Source organism: Vibrio viridaestus (assembly GCF_003856525.1).
Classification (GTDB): domain Bacteria; phylum Pseudomonadota; class Gammaproteobacteria; order Enterobacterales; family Vibrionaceae; genus Vibrio; species Vibrio viridaestus.
This window is the reverse complement of the sequence record NZ_RJVQ01000001.1, coordinates 351,307-370,961: the sequence shown is the minus strand read 5'-3', so window position 1 is coordinate 370,961 and position 19,655 is coordinate 351,307. Positions and strand designations below refer to the sequence as shown.

At 40.4% G+C, this 19,655-nt stretch carries 17 protein-coding genes, 4 tRNA genes and 2 pseudogenes; 13 read left to right on the top strand and 10 right to left on the bottom strand.

The window, feature by feature from the left end:
- Positions 1–717, bottom strand: a complete 717-nt coding sequence (locus EES38_RS01745) for a TetR/AcrR family transcriptional regulator (protein ID WP_243694128.1) — start codon at positions 715–717, stop codon at positions 1–3.
- A 99-nt stretch (positions 718–816) separates the two neighbouring features.
- Positions 817–1,335: an NUDIX hydrolase gene (locus EES38_RS01740; RefSeq protein ID WP_124935443.1), complete on the bottom strand. Its 519-nt coding sequence runs from the start codon at positions 1,333–1,335 to the stop codon at positions 817–819.
- Positions 1,336–1,544: 209 nt separating this feature from the next.
- Here EES38_RS01740 and EES38_RS01735 point away from each other — a divergent pair, with 209 nt between their 5' ends.
- The 6 genes from EES38_RS01735 to EES38_RS01710 all read left to right on the top strand — a co-directional run bounded on the left by EES38_RS01735 (position 1,545) and on the right by EES38_RS01710 (position 5,187).
- Positions 1,545–3,206 carry an ATPase RavA domain-containing protein gene (locus EES38_RS01735; protein ID WP_124935442.1) on the top strand — a complete coding sequence of 554 codons (1,662 nt, stop codon included), beginning with the start codon at positions 1,545–1,547 and terminating at the stop codon, positions 3,204–3,206.
- Between the two features lie 18 nt (positions 3,207–3,224).
- Positions 3,225–4,679: an ATPase RavA stimulator ViaA gene (viaA, locus tag EES38_RS01730; RefSeq protein WP_124935441.1), complete on the top strand. Its 1,455-nt coding sequence runs from the start codon at positions 3,225–3,227 to the stop codon at positions 4,677–4,679.
- Positions 4,680–4,825: 146 nt separating this feature from the next.
- A tRNA-Gly gene (locus EES38_RS01725) sits at positions 4,826–4,901 on the top strand.
- 41 nt (positions 4,902–4,942) lie between these two features.
- Positions 4,943–5,029: transfer RNA gene (locus EES38_RS01720), tRNA-Leu, on the top strand.
- Positions 5,030–5,035: 6 nt separating this feature from the next.
- Positions 5,036–5,111, top strand: a tRNA-Gly gene (locus EES38_RS01715).
- Positions 5,112–5,113: 2 nt separating this feature from the next.
- A tRNA-Cys gene (locus tag EES38_RS01710) sits at positions 5,114–5,187 on the top strand.
- Positions 5,188–5,191: 4 nt separating this feature from the next.
- Here the strand turns inward: EES38_RS01710 and EES38_RS01705 are convergent.
- A complete protein-coding gene (locus EES38_RS01705) occupies positions 5,192–5,980 on the bottom strand; it encodes a lipase family protein (RefSeq protein ID WP_124935830.1) in 789 nt (262 codons plus the stop codon).
- A 173-nt stretch (positions 5,981–6,153) separates the two neighbouring features.
- Here EES38_RS01705 and EES38_RS01700 point away from each other — a divergent pair, with 173 nt between their 5' ends.
- A complete protein-coding gene (locus tag EES38_RS01700; protein ID WP_243694127.1) occupies positions 6,154–7,701 on the top strand; it encodes a methyl-accepting chemotaxis protein in 1,548 nt (515 codons plus the stop codon).
- 30 nt (positions 7,702–7,731) lie between these two features.
- On the opposite strand, the gene trxC is transcribed toward EES38_RS01700, so the two are convergent.
- Both trxC and EES38_RS01690 read right to left on the bottom strand, forming a co-directional pair.
- Positions 7,732–8,166, bottom strand: a complete 435-nt coding sequence (gene trxC / locus EES38_RS01695; protein WP_124935439.1) for a thioredoxin TrxC — start codon at positions 8,164–8,166, stop codon at positions 7,732–7,734.
- Positions 8,167–8,313: 147 nt separating this feature from the next.
- Positions 8,314–8,631, bottom strand: a pseudogene (locus tag EES38_RS01690) (DUF496 family protein); the annotation flags it as partial.
- A gap of 196 nt (positions 8,632–8,827) precedes the next feature.
- Here EES38_RS01690 and EES38_RS01685 point away from each other — a divergent pair.
- From EES38_RS01685 to EES38_RS01665, 5 genes and pseudogenes are all read left to right on the top strand, one after another.
- Positions 8,828–9,019 carry a hypothetical protein gene (locus EES38_RS01685; protein ID WP_124935437.1) on the top strand — a complete coding sequence of 64 codons (192 nt, stop codon included), beginning with the start codon at positions 8,828–8,830 and terminating at the stop codon, positions 9,017–9,019.
- An 83-nt stretch (positions 9,020–9,102) separates the two neighbouring features.
- Positions 9,103–9,604, top strand: a pseudogene (locus EES38_RS01680) (YceH family protein); the annotation flags it as partial.
- Positions 9,605–9,745: 141 nt separating this feature from the next.
- A complete protein-coding gene (locus tag EES38_RS01675; protein ID WP_124935435.1) occupies positions 9,746–10,039 on the top strand; it encodes a GIY-YIG nuclease family protein in 294 nt (97 codons plus the stop codon).
- A gap of 124 nt (positions 10,040–10,163) precedes the next feature.
- Positions 10,164–11,258 (top strand): autoinducer 2-binding periplasmic protein LuxP, encoded by a 1,095-nt coding sequence (locus tag EES38_RS01670; protein WP_124935434.1) that lies wholly within the window; start codon positions 10,164–10,166, stop codon positions 11,256–11,258.
- 14 nt (positions 11,259–11,272) lie between these two features.
- Positions 11,273–13,837, top strand: a complete 2,565-nt coding sequence (locus tag EES38_RS01665) for a LuxQ periplasmic sensor domain-containing protein (protein ID WP_124935433.1) — start codon at positions 11,273–11,275, stop codon at positions 13,835–13,837.
- 2 nt (positions 13,838–13,839) lie between these two features.
- Here EES38_RS01665 and EES38_RS01660 read toward each other — a convergent pair whose 3' ends face one another.
- Both EES38_RS01660 and EES38_RS01655 read right to left on the bottom strand, forming a co-directional pair.
- Positions 13,840–14,499 (bottom strand): flagellar brake protein, encoded by a 660-nt coding sequence (locus tag EES38_RS01660; RefSeq protein WP_124935432.1) that lies wholly within the window; start codon positions 14,497–14,499, stop codon positions 13,840–13,842.
- Between the two features lie 19 nt (positions 14,500–14,518).
- Entirely contained in the window at positions 14,519–15,037 is a 519-nt protein-coding gene (locus EES38_RS01655; RefSeq protein ID WP_124935431.1) for a hypothetical protein, read from the bottom strand.
- Between the two features lie 197 nt (positions 15,038–15,234).
- On the opposite strand from EES38_RS01655, the gene EES38_RS01650 reads away from it, so the two are divergent.
- Positions 15,235–16,713, top strand: a complete 1,479-nt coding sequence (locus EES38_RS01650) for a cobyric acid synthase (RefSeq protein ID WP_124935430.1) — start codon at positions 15,235–15,237, stop codon at positions 16,711–16,713.
- 25 nt (positions 16,714–16,738) lie between these two features.
- Here EES38_RS01650 and EES38_RS01645 read toward each other — a convergent pair whose 3' ends face one another.
- The 3 genes from EES38_RS01645 to yccS form a co-directional block, all read right to left on the bottom strand.
- Positions 16,739–16,999, bottom strand: coding sequence for a hypothetical protein (locus tag EES38_RS01645; RefSeq protein WP_124935429.1), 261 nt, complete (start codon positions 16,997–16,999; stop codon positions 16,739–16,741).
- 100 nt (positions 17,000–17,099) lie between these two features.
- A complete protein-coding gene (locus tag EES38_RS01640; protein ID WP_124935428.1) occupies positions 17,100–17,318 on the bottom strand; it encodes a hypothetical protein in 219 nt (72 codons plus the stop codon).
- A gap of 85 nt (positions 17,319–17,403) precedes the next feature.
- Positions 17,404–19,557, bottom strand: coding sequence for a YccS family putative transporter (gene yccS / locus EES38_RS01635; RefSeq protein WP_124935427.1), 2,154 nt, complete (start codon positions 19,555–19,557; stop codon positions 17,404–17,406).
- Positions 19,558–19,655: the final 98 nt, after the last annotated feature.

Sequence of the window (19,655 nt, the reverse complement as noted above, 5' to 3'; positions counted from 1 at the left end):
CTAAATTGCGTGTAGAGTCGATGTGGCTGGTATAGCATGAAGTTCAGCCACATTATCTGCTTTGAGTCGATGAGCTCTTTCCACATGCAGTTTATTTGCCATCAAACTATTAAACAAAGACCAATGCTTTTTAAGATGCTCGATGGAGCTATCATGTTCTCCAGGCCACGTCGCTTTCAAAAAGGGCTCTAAAGATGCGGCAGCATGTGCATATAAGATTATTTCCCAATTGAGTTCGTTGACTTCAATTGGGTCTGTTGTTGAGCTATTGTATTCATTGACTAAATTCTCAATGATCGTTGAAAGCTGTGTCGAGTGCTGATAAAAATAATCGAAACGTTCGTCTTCTTCTCCTATTACATCTGAAGATAATCGAATCGGATTTTTGTTGACTAACGTAAAAGCGAGAATGCGAACAGAAAATTGGTAGAGCTTTTCGTTAACCGGTATATCAGTAGGAATAGAGTTTAAAACTTGTTTACAGTGCTCTTCCATATACTCTCGAATGGAATCGCTGATTTCATACCATATTTGTTCTTTACTCCCGAAATGGTGTCTAATTAAACTGTGAGAAATTCCTGCTCTCTCACTAATACTACGAAGTGTTACTTGTGAATACCCAAACTCACTAAATAACTCAGTTGCGACTTGTAAAATCGACTGCTTCGTTTTTTGCGCGTCTTCTGCGCTTCGTCTACCTTGGCGTCTTTTTATCATTGGTTGCTTATCTAATTTAGCTATGCCTAATATGTTAGCTATTTCTTATATTAAAGTGTAGAAAAATATATTTATTCAATAAGATGGTGAATAAATAAACTATTTTAAATAACCCAGAAGTAGTGCTTTATATATGGCGGCGATGGTTTTTGAATCCTTTATCCGGTCTTTTTGAATATGCGTATTAATTTCTGACACGGAAAGAAACATCAATTCGATAAACTCATCTTCATCGGCAGCTAATCTGTGAGTATAACTAAGCTGATTTGCTAAGAATAGATACTGAATTTCATCGCAGAATCCTGCAGCAGGAATGAGTTCTCCAAGATAAGTAAATTCTGATGCGGAGTACCCAGTCTCTTCCTCTAACTCTCGAATTGCACATTCTAGCGGGGTTTCGTTGTCCTCCTTGGTTCCCGCAGGCAATTCAATATGCCAATCGTTTAGAGAAGGTCGCAATTGTTTAATAATGGCGATTTTACCTTCGTCGTTCATCGCAATAATGACTGCAGCACCGGGATGCCTTAGCGTTGTATGGCGAGAATGACTCTGATCAGGAAAAATGTAATCTTCTTCTTCTAGGATAAATGATTTCCATTTATGAATTTCTTTCGACACCCGAGCCTCCTAGCTAAAAATGAACGATAGAAAGGTGATATTAGTCTCAATAGTAAAAACAAAGGTTTCAATATCTAATTTGATAGATTGATCTGATATATCTATTAATTGATGCTTAAGTACAGATGTGTATTGCATTTTATCGTGTTTGTATACTTGATATTATCTGTGTAGTCTCATATAGATCAATAAAAGAAGTTGAATTATTTATGGATGTCTCGAAGCTAAGCTCTCATTCTCAGCGCTCTCTGTTATCAGAACGAATTAATAAGCTGTCGTTTGCACTCTCAGATGGTATTTATGAACGTGAGCACACGATTAAAATGTGTTTACTCGCAGCGTTATCTGGAGAAAGTGTTTTCTTGTTAGGTCCACCGGGAATTGCCAAGAGTCTTATTGCTAAAAGATTAATGCAGGCATTTCATAAAAGTACCTATTTTGAATACCTTATGACACGCTTTTCGACTCCGGAAGAGGTGTTTGGCCCTTTGAGTATTCAAGAACTAAAAGACAATGGTAAATATGTTAGACTTACTCAAGGTTATTTACCTGAGGCTCAAGTTGTTTTTCTTGATGAAATCTGGAAGGCAGGGCCTGCTATTCTCAATACACTTCTTACCGTCGTAAATGAAAAAACCTTTAAGAATGGAACGGATATTTACAAAGTCCCAATGCGTCTGCTCGTAGCGGCTTCTAATGAATTACCAGAGGAAGATAGTGGATTAGATGCACTGTATGACCGTCTATTGGTTCGGTTATTTGTTAATCGAATCCAAGAAAAAAATAACTTTCGCTCGTTGTTGACGGTTGGAACTCCTCAAGAGACGAAAATTCCAGCGGATTTGGCTATTTCAGATGAAGAGTATCATCATTGGCTGGAGGATTTGCAGAGCATTCCACTAAGTGATGATATTTTTGAAAAACTGTACCAGTTGAAATCGATGGTAGAATCACTCGAATCAGATAGTTCTGATCCTGAGGCGTACTACGTTTCTGACCGACGCTGGAAAAAGGCGGTTAAGCTGTTAAAAGCTAGCGCATATTTTAATGGTCGCTCAGAACTTAATCCTCTGGATCTACTGCTGCTTAAAGATTGTTTGTGGAATTCGCCGACAACTCGTGAAAAAATCATCGATGTTGTGATGCAATTTGCACAGTCCTATGCCTTTAACCAGCAACAGGTTAAGCACAAAACCATTGTTGCAACTCAGGACATTCTAGGATTGAAAAGTGACGTTGAGGATAAACTGGCTATGAAGTTAAGTCAGGAAATCTCTTCGGGACTCATTAAAAAGGCAAGCACATTTCAAACGACTCTTGGGATATTAGAAACCTTTTCAAAACAGAATAAGTCCTTTGTTAAATTGGTTCTTTTACAAAGCTCTCCTGGAGTTTCGAGTAAAGAACATGCTAACGGAGAATGCCACTGGGTCTATGTTGAGAAAAGTGAATTCGAGAGACTCATTAGAGAGGGGAATGGCGAAGCTACCGGGTATGTTAACGAAGGCAGCGTATTATGTGCGTTGCAATTTAGCCAAGATTCGCAAAGTCGGTTTGTGATAAAGGATCTCGGTAATCGTTCTACTTTAGTTCGTGCTGTTACCAAAGATGTGAATGGTATTGCCTCTTGGTCGAGTTGGACCAACCAGTGTAATGATATAGCGAAAGAATCGACTCACATCGAACAGTTACTTCGTAAAACCAGAGCCTCGTTTCATGATGCCTTACCACACATATTCGTTGATAAAGATCTGTTGGTTAAAATCGAAAGTACAGTTCAAGATATTAAGTATCAGGGCGAAGAGTTTATGAGCTTGTGCTCAGCAACTAATGAATGGCTCGAAAAGTTACAGAGAAGTTTTGCACGCTAACAAGAGTTATATTCCCCTATGCTTGGACTCGATATTGTTAACTTAACCAATATTCTCACTGACACTGGCATCCTTGATGCCAGTGTCCAAGAGCTTATTGAAACTACTCAATACTTGTTTGTCGGGCAAGATCCAAACCTCCAGTCCCCACTTAAAAATCATGTTGCCAGATGGCAAGAGTATGTTCGCTTTCGTCTGACAAAAGTGAGTCAGACGGACCGTTTCCAAACCGAAATGGAGATGTACCAAAAGGTCGTTCACTGGAATGAAACGGAGTTTTTTACGTCTATAGAAGAAACTATGAAAAAAATGGAAGGGATTTCTTCATTTTATAGTGAGGCACGCAGACTACTTTCAGATGCTAACAATTTACGTAATCCCATGTTTCCACATTATTTTTGTGATCAATGGTATAAACGTCTGGCGGAGGAAATTCAGTTGGCCCAAGTACGCGAGTTAGAAGAGCACAAGCAAGCGTTACTTGATGATTTGTATCAGCGAATGGATACACTCAAAGATATTGATGTACTGGACGATGGTTGTGAATCGGACCCAAATGTAGTCAAACGTTACTGGAACATGGCTTCGGCGAAGCTAAGTAAATCGGATATTGGCACCATCAAAAAGCATGCAGAAGTATTAAAGAAACACAAAGCATTGCGAGAAATTGCTCAAGAGCTTGGACGTCAGGCTCATGAAGTTAAAGATCAGGCGACGGAGCAAGAGAAATATGTGGAAGAGCTGACTATTGTTGAGGAGCAATCGCAGCAGGCGACCGATGATATTGTAGGGATTCATCAAAAAGATGACGTTAACCGTTTGTTGCCCAACGAACTGCTTTTTTTATCTCACCCAGAGTTAGAGGTGGTTTTCTACAAGCATCTAGTCGACAAGGAGTTATTGAATTATCAGCTAGAGGGAAAACGCAGAAAATTAAAACAGGTCATTACTAAGAAGAAAGTCGCTGCTACTGACGAGAGCGATGAAGGCCCTTTCATCGTATGTATTGATGCCTCAGGATCGATGCAGGGGTTTCCGGAACAAGCGGCGAAAGCGCTCGCCTATGGTTTGATGCAAATAGCTTTGGCGGATAACCGGGATTGCTATGTGATGATTTTTTCTACCCAGGTCATTAAGTATGAATTAACAAAACAAGATGGTTTGAGAGAAGTAAGCGATTTTCTAAGTTCAACTTTTCATGGCGGAACGGATTTAGAGCCAGCCTTATCCGCATCGCTAGATTTGATGGAAGGCGAAAAATATCAGTACGCAGATTTGATTGTATTGTCTGATTTCGTAGCACCCAAGCAAAACGATAAGCTGATAAGTCGAGTTGAAGAGTTGAAAGAAAAAGGAAATAGATTTCATGCGGTTTCTTTTTCAAAGTATGGAAATCCTCAGTTATTAAGTCTATTCGACCATTTTTGGTCCTATCATCCGACTCTTTTTGGCCGTGTTATAAAAGGTCGATAGGACGAATAGCAGACAATATGTTGAGCTTTTATTCTGTTGAGATCGCTTTTTAATCACTTGAATTAAAAAGTTAAAATTATTTGTTGACTGATTTTCAGTATGCGTTAAAGTACGCCTCGTTCTCAGCACGAAGCGCTGAAACATATGCGACACTAGCTCAGTTGGTAGAGCGCAACCTTGCCAAGGTTGAGGTCACGAGTTCGAACCTCGTGTGTCGCTCCAAAAATTTAGAATCATCGTAAGATGGTGTCTACTTTCAAAGTGCCCTGGTGGTGGAATTGGTAGACACAAGGGATTTAAAATCCCTCGGCGTTCGCGCTGTGCCGGTTCAAGTCCGGCCCGGGGCACCATCTTATGCGACACTAGCTCAGTTGGTAGAGCGCAACCTTGCCAAGGTTGAGGTCACGAGTTCGAACCTCGTGTGTCGCTCCAAAGGCGCGTTGGCAGAGTGGCTATGCAGCGGATTGCAAATCCGTGGACCTCGGTTCGACTCCGGGACGCGCCTCCATTTCCTATCTTTCATCAAAAAAATCTTTATTTCGAATGTATTTACTCATCAAATGGTAAGTAAATGGTCTAATTAGCCAGCCAATTAGCGAACGGCTTAATCTCAGTAGTGTATTCGTATTTTCGTAAATTCTGCCATTATAAAGCCATAGCATTTTCCCGACGTGTAAATACATAATGGGTATTGGTGGCATGAAGGTGACGATATCGATATCACAGCATATCCGATATGTTTTATGTTTTAATTGATAATGTCGGTAAAATGACCATCCTCCAATCGCCGGCTGACCAAATGTAACGACCCTTTTCACGCTACCTGGTTGATGATATTCAACGTAATCAGCTAGGACACAGGACAACGCACCACCTGAAGAGTGACCGGTAAAGGAAACTCGTTTCCCTTCCTCTATAAGAGGGAAAAGTGTGTCAGCTATTTTTTCTAATACAGACTGCCCTAGATGATCATTATTTCTTGATGGAGAGCTTTCTTGAGTGAGTAGCGAATAGTATCCAGAGTGAATCGAATAGGGTAAGTCAAGTTGATGACATTGACGCTTCCAACAAGCTAGATTCAACATCCAGTCGTTAATGGAGTGAGAACCTTTTAAAACGACAATGACCTCGTCGCTTTTTTTACTCCATAATATTCTCGCCATTATTTTACCGCGCTTATTGCAGATTACTCGTTGTCCTGCTGGATCGAATCCATATCGAGTGTGACGAAAAACTCGGGGGTATGCCAGCTTACACAACACCGCATAACGCTCGTATTGATATCGCTTTAATGGCTTCATCACAGATCAACATCCATATACAGAAAAAGTGATTCTAACAGTGAACGTTTAATCATTTATGACAACTTTAATAAATGATTTTATCAATTGCTGCTTGATTTAAAACAAGTCGCATAAGTGATAATTGAAATAAATTAGCAATGAGTTTTATGTGGAATTACAAGGGTCTTTCTGTGGATGATAATCGTGTTCGTTACTCTGATACTGACAGTCTAATCTCGACGACAACAGTAGACAGCCATATCACATATTGTAATGAGGATTTTTCCCGGGTTGCGGGTTATTCACAATCGGAGTTGTTGGGCAAACCGCACAATATTATTCGACATAAAGACATGCCTAAACAGGCCTTTGCCCAGCTGTGGAATTATTTACATTCCGGGCAGAGCTGGATGGGATTGGTCAAAAATAATTGCAAGGAAAAAGGTCACTACTGGGTTTCTGCTTTTGTTACTCCAATAAAAGAAAGTGACGGTTCAATTTATGAATATCAATCCGTTCGTCATCAGCCAACAGATGAGCAGATTTCTCGAGCATCACTACTTTATGAGTTAATGCAGAAAGGGAAAAGGACTCCCAGACGTCAAGGGTGGTTTAACGTTGGTATTACACTGCAGACCCTTATTTTTCTCGCTTTTATCGTTGGCTTTGCCGTCGTTTCCGATCACATCTATCTCTTGTCTTGTGGTGCAGTCGTTACCTTTATCCAACTGCTGATTTTACTTAAACTCAGACTGCGCCTTGAGCGATTAAATACCAAGGTTCGCAAATCTTATTCCAATCCTTTGATGGAATGGCCTTATACCGGTCATTATGATGATTTTTCGTCTATCGAGCTGTCATTTACCATGAAGCAATCAGAGTTAAGAGCAGTGACTGCACGTTCCCTGGAAACGTCTGGTGGTCTTTTACTATCCGCAGAAGAAGAAATGGCGGTCAGCCAGTCGATACAAGAAAAGCTTCAAGAGCAAAATACATCAACTGACGCGATGTCTGTTGCTGCTGAACAAATGCTCAGTGCCATCGATGGCGTTTCAGACCATGCAAAAAGTAATACTGAGTTTGTCGCCGATGCAATGAAAACGGCAACAAATGGAATGGAGACAATAAAAGCGTCAGTGCGGACAGTAGAGGAGTTGGGTTCTCATCTTAATCAATCCAAGTTGGCTCTAGAACACCTATATCAAGACGTAGACGGAATAGAAGGCATACTAGTCTTGATTCATGGTATCGCGGAGCAAACAAACCTATTAGCACTAAATGCTGCGATTGAGGCTGCGAGAGCTGGTGAAGCGGGCAGAGGATTTGCCGTCGTCGCCGATGAGGTTAGAAACTTGTCGGAGAAGACCAGTGCATCCGTAGACGATATTCGCCAAAGAATAGAGCAGTTACAGTCTGCGGTCAGGAAAACCGGCGATGTGATTTCCAAAGGGCAAGCGGTATCTGCACAGAGCGTTAAACAGTCAGATATTAGTCGAGAAGCGTTTGAAAAAATCGTGGTTGATCTGTCTTCAATTGGAAAGCAATCTGACTTTACTTCTCAGTCAATCAGCGAACAGGTTGAAGTAACAAAAGGCATGGTCGAGCATGTAAAAAGAATGAGAGACGCTGTCAATGAAACGAAGGTGTTATCCAGTACTTCTGTCGTCAGGACCGGAACCCTCGTAGAACAATTAGAAAGCCTACAACGACTGGTTAGGCAATTTGCTAGTATGCAGTAGTGAGGACACACCTTGAGTCCTCTGCCTCAATTATTTATTCAGTGCTGCTGACAACCATTGATTGAATTGGCCTTTTGGTAACGCACCATTGATTGTGTCGAGTCGTTTCCCACTTTTAAAAACCATAATCGTGGGAATACTGCGAATTTGATATTGAGCTGCGAGCGTCTGCTGAGCTTCAGTATCGACTTTTATAAAGCGTGCCTTACCTTCATATTCGACAGCAATATCTTCAAATATCGGTGCAAATCCCACACACGGGTTACACCACGGTGCCCAGAAATCGATAACGGAGGGGATATCTGACTCAATAATTTGAGGAAGGTTTTGTTCTGTTCCTTCAATGGGATGACCATCAAGCAATGAAGACTGACACTTGCCGCACTTTGGTGACTCTGTAAGGCGATCAGTTGGAACTCGATTTAATCCTTTACACACGGGACAACGAGTAGTGATTGAAGACATAGTTACCTCTTGGTACTAGTAAATTACTTCTATATTGCTCTAGTTTAACTATCTCTTTTGGTCACATCAATAACCCACAGGCTTTTATAAGACGTAAAAAAAGGGAACTCCCCCCGGAGAGCTCCCTTTATAATTAAATACGCTAAATTATTTTTTGTGATTTTGAAGTTTATCTTCTTCAGTCAGTTCGTGGATGCGACGACTAAGTTCACGACGTTCTTTCGAGATTTCAGCACTCTTGATGATATGGTCATCTACGCGATCTTCGTAATCAGATTTCATTTTTTGAATAATCGCCAGGATTTCTTCCTGAGTCATGTCCGGTTTAATGTAGTCCAACATGTTTTCGAGAAGATCAACACGTTTGCGGTTGTCACGAACTTTTTTCTCATTATCGATCAGCTCGCGTTTTAGTTTATTTTTGCGTCGTGCTAAAGCAACAATTTCAAATACGCTACTCATAAGTTCCTTTCCATTTTCTAGTTATGATATATCAACTGATTAAATCATATCAAAACAATCAAGAACAGTCTTTAGATCAATGATTCTATTCGTTAGTCCTAACAAATTAAAAGCAATCTAAAATAGGGAACAGGGTTGTGTTTTACGTCCTGAGCGCTTTATCATGTGCACATTATGTTGTTCGCCGTAGTTATAAAAAATGTTCTCTTCAGAAATAGTGTGCTCAACCAGAGTTGAGGTAAAAGAAGACAAAGAATCTCGAGTTGGAGAGGCTTACAAACAAGCATGGAAAGAGCGAGATAAATTAGAGATAGAGCTTAATCGTTCAAGAGTGGCTCTATTGGATGAATTTGGTCAGCTTATCCGCTTGAATTTATTCAAAGAGCATTAAGTTACAAAATCGACAATGCTTTGCGTAATGAATTATTAAAATGAAGCTATAGAACAGAGAATAATTAGAACAGGAAGCTATTGATGAGTATTGAATTAAGTTTTGCGGAAGCGCGTGTGATTGGGTGTTTGATTGAAAAAGAGATAACTACGCCTGACTATTACCCTCTCACTTTGAACAGTTTGACTTCTGCATGTAATCAAAAGAGTAACCGAGATCCCGTTACCTCCTATTCGGAAGCCGAAATTTTAGATATTGTCGAAGGCCTAGTAGCGAAACGACTCGTTAGCGACGAAAGCAGTTTTTCAAGTCGAGTTAGCAAGTATCAGCATCGCTTCTGCAATACAGAGTTTGGGGATTTAAAACTGAATGAACAAGAGTTGGGAATTATCTGCTGCCTTCTGGTTCGTGGTGCTCAAACTCCAGGCGAACTTAGGACTCGTACAAACCGATTGTGTCAATTTACCGATGTTAAAGAAACTGAAACCGTGCTCGATAAGTTGGTTGCTCGAGAGTTGGTTGTGAAGCTAGAACGCGAACCTGGAAAACGGGAATCTCGCTACTGTCAGTTATTTACGGGTTTACCTGATAACAGCACTGTTTCTACCTCGTCGCTGGTCGGTAGCACACAAGGCGAAAATAGTGATTATGAAGAGCGTATAGCATCCCTTGAGAGTGAAGTAGCTGAACTTCGAGAACAGCTTAACACTCTTACCTCGCGTCTTGATGAGCTCTGTTAGTACTTCTTGGTGGGTCTATTTAGTTAGAACTCACCAAGGACAACTTTATTGTGGTATTTCTACCGATGTTGAGCGTCGGTTTAAGCAGCATGAGTCTGGTACAGGCGCTAAGTTTTTGCGAGGCAAAGGGCCACTTAGTTTAGAATGGTTTGCAAAAGTTCCTACTCATTCCGCTGCTTTGAAGTGTGAAGTGCGAATCAAAAGGCTATCTAAAGCGTCAAAAGAGAAGCTTATTGTTGAACCAAAGTATTTTCGTGAGTTAATCACATCTTTTAAATAATGCACTGACAAAAAGTTATCAAATTAGTTTCACAAAAATGCACTCAATGGCTATAAATTTGAGGGCAGCAGAGTAGTATGCAATAAATGACATTTGCTTTTCGTTGATTTAAGTAGTTGCCTTTATGACCAAAAACCTGTTTAAGTCCGTATTAATCGGATTTTTTCTCTTTAACTCACTTACTGCGGCGGCTGTACAAGGTTATTGGCGCTACGACGAATATCTTAATTCTCATCCCGATGAAAAAAAACTCACTGATTCCCTGATTGATACTGTCCGTAAGAAACCTGTTCCAATCACTTTAAAGCAGAAGAAGCCTGTAAGTATATCTGTAGTGTTTCCAGGTCAACAAGTATCCGATTATTGGACTCGAAATCTAAAAGCATTTGAATTGCGTTTGGATGAGTTAGGTATTAAGTACGAAATTAACCATGTTTTTACCAGGCCCAATATGGATGTTCGACAGCAAAGCCAATCGTTGATGCAAGCATTAAAAAATAATACAGATTATTTGGTTTTTACGTTGGATAGTACGAGACATAGAAAATTCATAGAGCGAGTTCTTCACAGTGCCAAAACCAAGGTCATTTTGCAAAATATAACGACGCCAGTGAAGGCTTGGGGTAATACTCAGCCTATGATGTATGTTGGTTTTGACCATGAGTTGGGTGCCTTGCAACTGGCACACTATTTTAAGAAAAAATACCCTCACGGAGCCAGATACTCTATTCTATATTTTTCTCAAGGATTTATTAGTCAGGCTCGGGGTGATACGTTTAGTAATGATTTAAAAAAGGACCCATCATTTCATCTTGAGTCTTCGTATTACACCGATGCAACAGAGGAAAGTGGCTACCAAGCAACGCTAGATAATCTGGCTCATCATCCCAATCTAGACTTTATTTACGCATGTTCGACTGATGTGGCATTGGGTGCGGTCAATGCTCTCAAGAAAAGGAAGCGCAACGATATTGAAGTCAATGGATGGGGCGGCGGTTCTGCTGAGCTTGATGCTATTGCCAGTGGCGATTTAACGGCAACTGTAATGCGAATGAATGATGATACCGGAGTCGCCATGGCCGAAGCTATTAAATTAGATCTAGAACATAGACCAATTCCTCTCGTTTATTCGGGTGATCTTGTTGTAGTTTCAAAGGACGATTCTCCCAAACGCATTGAAGAGCTGAAGCAGCGCGCATTTCGTTACTCGGACAGGTAGATTAAATTTATCCAATGAATAAATATTTTCAGAAGAAAAGAAAGATAGCTACCTATTTTACTCGCTCGATTGCGTTGGTGATTAGTGCATTAACTTTTGGGGTTCTATTTCAGAGTTATCACATCAGTAGTTCTCTTATTGCTCAAGAAGTCGAACGTACAGCGACGCAAACATCCAATTTGCAGCAGCGTGTATTTGATTTCCGACTCTCATTACTAAAAATACATCAGGACAGTAGTGCAAGTAACCCTGAGTTAGTGAAAGCAGTGAAGCAACAATCTGGCTACGCTATTGAAAAGTTTTTTAAATCCGTCGATCAGCAAGATCCAGACAATACACCCGATTTTCGTTTTCTTACCAATCTAAATGCACCGGTTTGGGATGATGGAAGTGCCGAGTTTTTTGGTATCGATAGGCAAAGACTTATTAGCATTTTTAACGCCGTTTCTCTGAATAACTTTTGGAACATTGTGAAGTTTCGTCTCAATGGGGAAAATGCGTATGTACTGGCCAGACGTGCGCCATTGGTTGATCCGGTCTCTGGTGAGGTTATTGGCTATCTTGTCGTGGCGTTCTTGCTCAATGATAATTTTCATTTAATTGAGGACCTAAGAACGCGCAGTCATTCGCAAAACCTCGTGCTAGAGATTAAGAATGAAGTGTTATCGAGCACCCTGACCGGAAAAGAATCTTACGAACTGAATGATATTTTACAAGACAACATTACCTACAATCAGGATGATCAAATTTTTATCAACAAAACACATTTAAGTATTGATGACATCCCGACTCAACTGACACTGTACTCAGTGCAAAGTAATCAAAATATTCATAAGCTGAGATTTAACTTTTATCTAGCAGTCATCTTTACGTTATTGGCCACGATTGTTTTTTCCTTCATTCTTTGGCGTTGGCTCCATAAACGTATTAGAGCGGAGATCGAAACGCTCATGCACTTTACTTACACTATCGCTGAACGAGGTACTGAAGTTAAATTTGATGGTTCAACAATCGCTGAGTTTGACCATTTTGGTAGGGTATTAGAGCACACCTTTCATCGCTTATCAGAGCAAGAAAAACAGTTCGAAAATCTGTTCAATTACTCTATCGTACCTACAATACTTTGGGGGACGAACAGCAGTCTTTTGCGTATGAATCCCGCGGCAGTTAAACATTTCTCTAAAGATGTGGATGGGAATAAACCACTCTATTTAGAGCTAAAACAGAAGCTGAGTAAAACAATCTCTGATGTCAGCCATGGAAAACGTTCCGGTGAGGTTATTACTGAAATTAATGGTAGAACATTGAGATGGACGGTTTCCCCCATTTCATCTGCAAATGGATTAGAGTCAATCTTGACCCAAGGTCAGGATATCACCAGTATTGCCGATGCTGAGAAGCAAAGCCGACTTGCGAAGATAGAAGCCGAACGTACAGCTGGTGCTCGAGCTGACTTCCTCGCAAGAATGAGTCACGAAGTCAGGACACCTCTCAATGGTATTTTAGGTGTCGCACAGCTTCTCAAACAAAGTTCGACCGATGAAAAACATCAAGAGCAGGTCGGAGTCTTGTGTGCTTGCAGTGAACATCTACTCGCGGTTTTAAATGATATATTAGATTTCTCAAAACTTGAGCATGGTAAATTTAATATCACCATTGCCGAATTCAATTTAGTAGACACAGTTAATGCTGTTGAAAAAATCTACCGTCCATTGTGTGAAGAAAAAAGAGTGCATTTTAACTTAGTGCATAATCTTGAGCAGCCAACTATCGTTTTTAGTGATCAGATCAGGCTGAATCAAATTATTTTCAATCTATTAAATAATGCGGTGAAATTTACTGAAAGCGGCGATATTACAATTAAAGTTCAATTAACAGGGCAACAGACTATTGAGCCGCAACTCATCGTTGAAATTAGTGATACTGGTATTGGGATTGATGAAAAAGAGCAAGCGATTATTTTTGAACCATTTATACAGTCTTCGTCGCGTGTATCTAAAGATCATGGTGGTAGTGGGCTAGGGCTTTCAATTGTAAAGAACTTAGTAGAACTTTTTGGAGGCCAAATATCACTCAGTTCTGAGATGAATAAGGGCAGTACATTTAGCTTTTCAATACCGATGCAAATAAAGAACCAATTACCGGGGACGCAACCGACATCAAACGATATTCTGATTCATTCAAACCTTTATTTCACTTCAGAACCAAGAGTTCTTGTTGTAGAAGATAACAAAACAAATGCTTTTATAGCGCGTGCATTCTGTGAAAAGTTTGGTTTAAAGGTTTCTTGGGCTAAGGACGGGGATGAAGCGATTGATATGGTTGGAAAAAGTAACTTTGACCTCATACTTATGGATAATCAATTACCGCGTCAGGATGGTATAGAAATAACGAAAATCATGAGAAGAGAATTAAATGTGAGAGCGCCTATCTTTGCGTGTACCGCTGACGGTAGTAATGAAACGCAAGAAGCATTTCTTAATGCTGGTGCTGATTTCATCATTGTGAAACCGATCAGAGAGGAGAAAGTACAGCAGGCATTAATGTTCTTTAAGAGCGCCTTCTATCGAAGAAACTAATATCAATTTACATCTGGGTGGCAGTGCTCAAAAAGGGCGGATTTTAAGTCTGTGTCGAAAGGCATCACATCATCAAAAGATACACCCAGAACGCAGTTAGATTTATGTGGAATTATATTGATCACTTTACCGGTAAAATGGCTATTGTTTTCACCAATTAATGCCATTTTAATCTCAACTTCGTCACCTTGTTCGATGAAAGAGGGCATATCCATCAAAACACCACACCCAGATACAGAAAAGTCTATTAGTCTTCCTTTATGGCACCGTTCGTTCTCATGGACTTCTACAGGAACGCTAAACTTAAATCGATGGTGTTCTCGTATTGCCTTAGACATATAATCATGAGGCATTTTTAGAAATATCATGGGAAACGGTTGTGTAGAGATATCGAGAATATTTGTTCTGAATGCAATGACATGACCTAACTCGGAGTTGCTTTTGGCTCTTACCGTCGCCCTTATATTTCTTAGCTTTCGAATGATAAGATCTTGAAGGACTCGTTTAGGATAATCAATAATAATGCATTGGTGATTTTTATAGCCAATCAGCTGAGACTGAAAATTATAGGTTTCACTTTCACCAAATTCTAAAGTGATGAACACTTTCGTTCCTGCTGGAATAAACTCTAACAATTTTTCCATGTATTGCTGATGGACCATTGATTCACCTGCCTAAGACTCAAAATAGTGCCCGAACGTTCATCTCGATTTGTGGACCCCAAATACCGTTATTCACAAAACCCGCCCCCAACGATAATTGATCGGTCGAATGAAATCTAATACCAGCGTTAAAGATGGAATGATCGTCAATCGTACCGACTTTTATCTCGGTCTCTAATTTTTCTGCAATCCAAAGCCTCAGGCCTACATTAAGTTCTAGTAGTGTTTCTGAGCTTTTATTTTCATCATTGGGGTAATCGACGTAATGCCCCAGAGCCTGACCGTATATATCGACGAAATCGTTTAGCGGCCCATTAAACCCAATACCTCCCGCAGCATCGCCATCATGTTCAAATTGGGAGTCCAATCGTGCGAGAGCATGAAAGTTGTCGGTCAAGCTCACACTGTACTCTGCTCCCATAGACTGCGGACTTGAACCTACGCGGAACTCAAAATAATTATAATCAAAGTTATTGGCATACGCAGAAGACGAAATGAGAGCGAATGGGATGAGCCATTTAGATATTTGTGATGCCATAGTGTCAGTCTCATGCTTAATTTCTTGTATTTAATACATTAAGAATACATAAAAATCAGAAAAAAACAGAGTAAAAACATTTGGTATTGTGTAGCGGCTATCTCTATTATTGACCAGCGATAACAATATTACACCTGCGTTGAGCTCTAAAGCCTAGTTGCTTATCATGCAGTCAATACAGAATTTATGAGTAAACGATGAAATCATCATTGAAAACATTAATGGTTCAGGGAACAACTTCCGATGCAGGCAAGAGCGTACTTGTCGCTGGGCTGTGCCGAGTACTTAAGCGTAAAGGCATCAAAGTTGCGCCTTTTAAACCACAAAATATGGCTCTTAATAGTGCTGTAACGGCTGATGGTGGCGAAATCGGTCGAGCTCAAGCTGTACAAGCCCTCGCTTGTGGAATTGCTCCGACGGTACATATGAACCCTGTCTTATTAAAGCCCAATTCGGATACGGGAGCTCAGGTAATATTACAGGGACGAGCGATTACTAATATGGAGGCCAACGCCTATCACGATTATAAGAAAGTCGCGAAAGCAACTGTCATGGACTCTTATAATAAACTGCTGTCAGCCTACGATAGTGTGATGGTTGAAGGTGCGGGGAGTCCAGCGGAAATTAACCTACGGCATAATGATATTGCCAACATGGGATTTGCTGAGGAAGCTGATATACCCGTCATCATAGTGGCAGATATCGACAAAGGCGGCGTATTTGCACACCTATACGGCACATTAGAACTACTTTCACCGAGTGAGCAGCAAAGAGTGGTTGGATTCGTTATAAACCGTTTTCGGGGTGATCTATCTATTTTGCAGCCAGGCTTAGACTGGCTAGAGGAGAAAACAGGTAAGCCCGTATTGGGGGTACTACCTTATTTGCACGGTTTTGATCTTGAGGCGGAAGATGCGATCGATAAAAGTCAGAACCTGTCAGATAAAGTTCAGATACGTGTTGGTGTACCTATTTTTTCCCGTATAAGCAATCATACTGACTTTGATGTTCTGCGAAAGAACCCAGATATAGATCTGCGTTATATTCAAAAGGGGGAACGTATTGAGGGTCTCGATCTGGTTATTTTACCTGGTTCTAAGTCTACGCGAGCCGATCTCGCATACCTGAAATCCCAAGGCTGGGATCAAGATATTTACCGACATCTCAGATTTGGTGGAAAAGTATTGGGTATCTGCGGTGGTTACCAGATGTTGGGTAAAACCATTGATGACCCGTTTGGTGTAGAAGGAGACTCAGGGAAGAGTGAAGGGTTGGGGCTGTTAGATATCAATACTGTTCTTACTCAGCAAAAGCATTTGACCAATGTTGTTGGCAAGCTCTCTCTCTCAGGATCTCAGTATGTTGTTAAAGGCTATGAGATTCATGTCGGAGAGTCGACCTTAGAGCCTGATTCTGAAGACCAACCTTTGATTCAGTTGGAAGACGATGGTTTTGATGGCTATCTGAGTTCTACCAATCAAGTATTGGGTTGTTATTTACACGGTCTCTTCGATGAGTTTGATGTTACTAAAGCAATTTGTCAGTGGGCTGGGGCACAAACAATTCAAGAATTTGATCACCAAACGAACAAAGAATTAGCCATTGACCGCATTGCTGATGCAATTGAGGCTCATCTAGACCTCGAACAATTATGGCCGGAACTGACTTTAAGATAAAGTGAAGTATGAAGAGTCTAGTTGCTTAGACTCTTACATCGAGCAGTGAACCAATCATCTCTTGGTTCTTTTGAACAATGTTGGTACCAACCCGATTGTACTGAACGGCTTGACTTAAATCTAATAAAGGGTCGGTGTTGTTTTGAGATGATGGGGTTGATTGATTAACTTGAGATGGTAAGTTTTCTATTCCTCCAGCACGGAAGGAATCCTCTTTATTCTGGACAGCGTTGGCCTGAATCTCTTGGGCTGCTTTTGTGGCAGTCTGAGACGCTTGGTTAATCATATTGTATCCAGATTGAATAGAAGAATTCACGAGTTATCTCACCAATAACGATTCGTACAATTTTTAATCATTTTAGGGTTCAAAGAACCAAATAGCAAGCTCAACTTCTCGCTGAGAATAACTCTGCTATTGTGTCTAATTCTTCTACTGTCAACAATTCTTCTTCACTCTCATCCAAAGAGTCCTGAATCTGTTCTTTCAAAAAACGCAATTGCACCGGAGAGAGTTGCTTTAAGGTTGAAATCACTTCGTCAAAAGTTTCATCTGAGACCTGTTGGTAATCTCCGGTAACTTTGTAATGATAGCTTGTACAATTCATTAGAAAATCTCCCAAAATACCTGAGTAGTGTAAATTGTAAGCACTTATGAATTGTCCAAGCTTTGTCATTGTTGTGTTAATAATATCAATTAACGCGAGCAGTAAACTTGCTGCTGAGTGAGTAAAGTTCTGGAATCATCCGATAGATTAGATGTAATTGCTGTAAAATAAGTCGAACTGAGTCACTATCTTCCTCTCGCCATTCCGTTAGTCTTTTCTCCAGATCAAGGTTATCGATCTTTTGTTTATCTTCAGATAGGTTTGAATTAGCAAGTTGTAGCGTTATCTGCTCAAGGTGTTGATGAATAACCTTATGAGCATCTTGAATCAACTTGTGTGTCGCTATGTCGTCTAGCCGAGTGCGATGTGCGCCCAATGTAGAGATATAGCTTAGCAATGCATGTGTTAAAGTTAGAAAGCGAAATGCTTCGTTGACTGAGGTGCGATATTTGCCGGGCTCAGCAATCATATTGTTTACTGAAAAGGTAAGCGCTGCGTCTTGGTTGTGAGCATCTCGACGAGCAATACGATAGTTAAGGTTGTCTTTTTTACCGATACGATATTGAACGATGATTTGATCGAGATAATGCATATTTTTATCGATGGCATCAGCCATGCTTTTATGTATCTTTTTGGAATGCCAATCGGGCAAAATGTAAGCTACGGCACCGACTGCCAGCGCACAACCAATAATGGTGTCAATAAGTCGGGGAATTACTACGGCTAAACCAACGCTAAATTGATTAAAGCAAAAAAGAACCAGTATTGTGATAAATCCCGTCGCGTAGGCGTAATTATTAATTCTAAAAGCAAAGAACAGAACGCCAGTAACGATAATCATCGCGAATTGACTTAACTGTGACGGGAACAGGGTTAACATCAACGAACCGATGAGAAGTCCAGATATTGTGCCTATGACCCTAAGAACGATACGTTGTTTTGTCGATGAGAAGTTCGGTTGGCAGACAAATAGGGTTGTCAGCATAATCCAATAGCCAAGAGGTAAATCAAACAACTGAAGAATGAGATAGCCCGAAGTTAAGGCGATCGACATGCGGATAGCGTGTCTGAATACAATGGATTCCTTATTCAGGTTATCAAGTACTCTTTGCCCCATATTTTTGAGTGAATGAGGTGAATTATCGCTGAGCTCGTTCTCGTCGATCGTTTCTATATGAGGTTTACTAATATTGTTGAGTAGCCTTTCTACTGTTGATAGGTTGTTAAATAGATATCCCAACTGGTTAAGTAATGGTTTCAACTGAGGATTATGCTGGCTTTTAAGATAAGCCATAGAGTCTTGCAGTTCTTTTAACGCTTGAGATGTTGCATCGGTATGTTCATAAGTCCTACCAAGCTTTAAATCTTCTGCAATATGTCTGCATGCTTTTGCCTGTTCCAGCATAAGAAATTTAAATCGAAATAGAATATCTGAATGCAAGAACTGCTGTGCAAGATCTTGGTAGCGATAGTGAGAAGAGGTAACGCGCTCATGTATGTCCTGAGCAAGAAAATAGACTTTGAGGTACTTATCGTTTGAACTGCGTATCACGCCACGTTTTGAACGAGCTACTAGCGTAGCTTTACAATGGTTAAGCGCCATAACTGTTGACGCATTCAAATTAGCTTCTCTAATCCGATACGGCTGTAGCTCCATCTGCTCTGTTGGATGAAACAATTCGCTTTTCATTTCGATGTAGTTTGAGATGTTATTGAATACATCGGACAGACTCTGTTGGATCGGTCTTCTTGGAAAAAATACGGCCCATGCAAATGAAAGAAGGTAATACCACGCAGCACCTGTTAAAAGAAGTACGGGTTGAAACCAAAAATTAGGACTCATTTTGGCGCCAAGCATGGTGTAAACAGCAATCAGTAGAGAGCCAAATGCAATGCTTGCGTATCTGGGACCAATTGCGCCCAACATGATAAAGCCAAAGGTTGATGAAAAAAGACCAATAGCAAATAATATGGGGTAGTTGAATAAAAGTTGTATCGAAAACGTGGCAATGGCGAAGCAAATAAGCGTTAAGAAGTTGGCTTTTAGGCGACCTGTTAAGCTCTCATCTTGCTCTGTTAAGGCTGCGGCAATTACACCCAGAATTAGCGGAGTCATCCATGTATTTAAGCTGTAGTAATAGGTCGGTACAGCTATCCCCATCAACGCAATAAATATCATAATTGCGTAGTTGATGGTTTTATTCGTCCAATAACTGAGTAACAAGCTAATAAGTCTCACTTTTTTTAACCACTCAAACAGAAAAGTGTTAGGCTATCAGCTTAACCAATTAATACACTGATCTAAATAAATATTCGTTACGAAAGTAGTGAACTGGT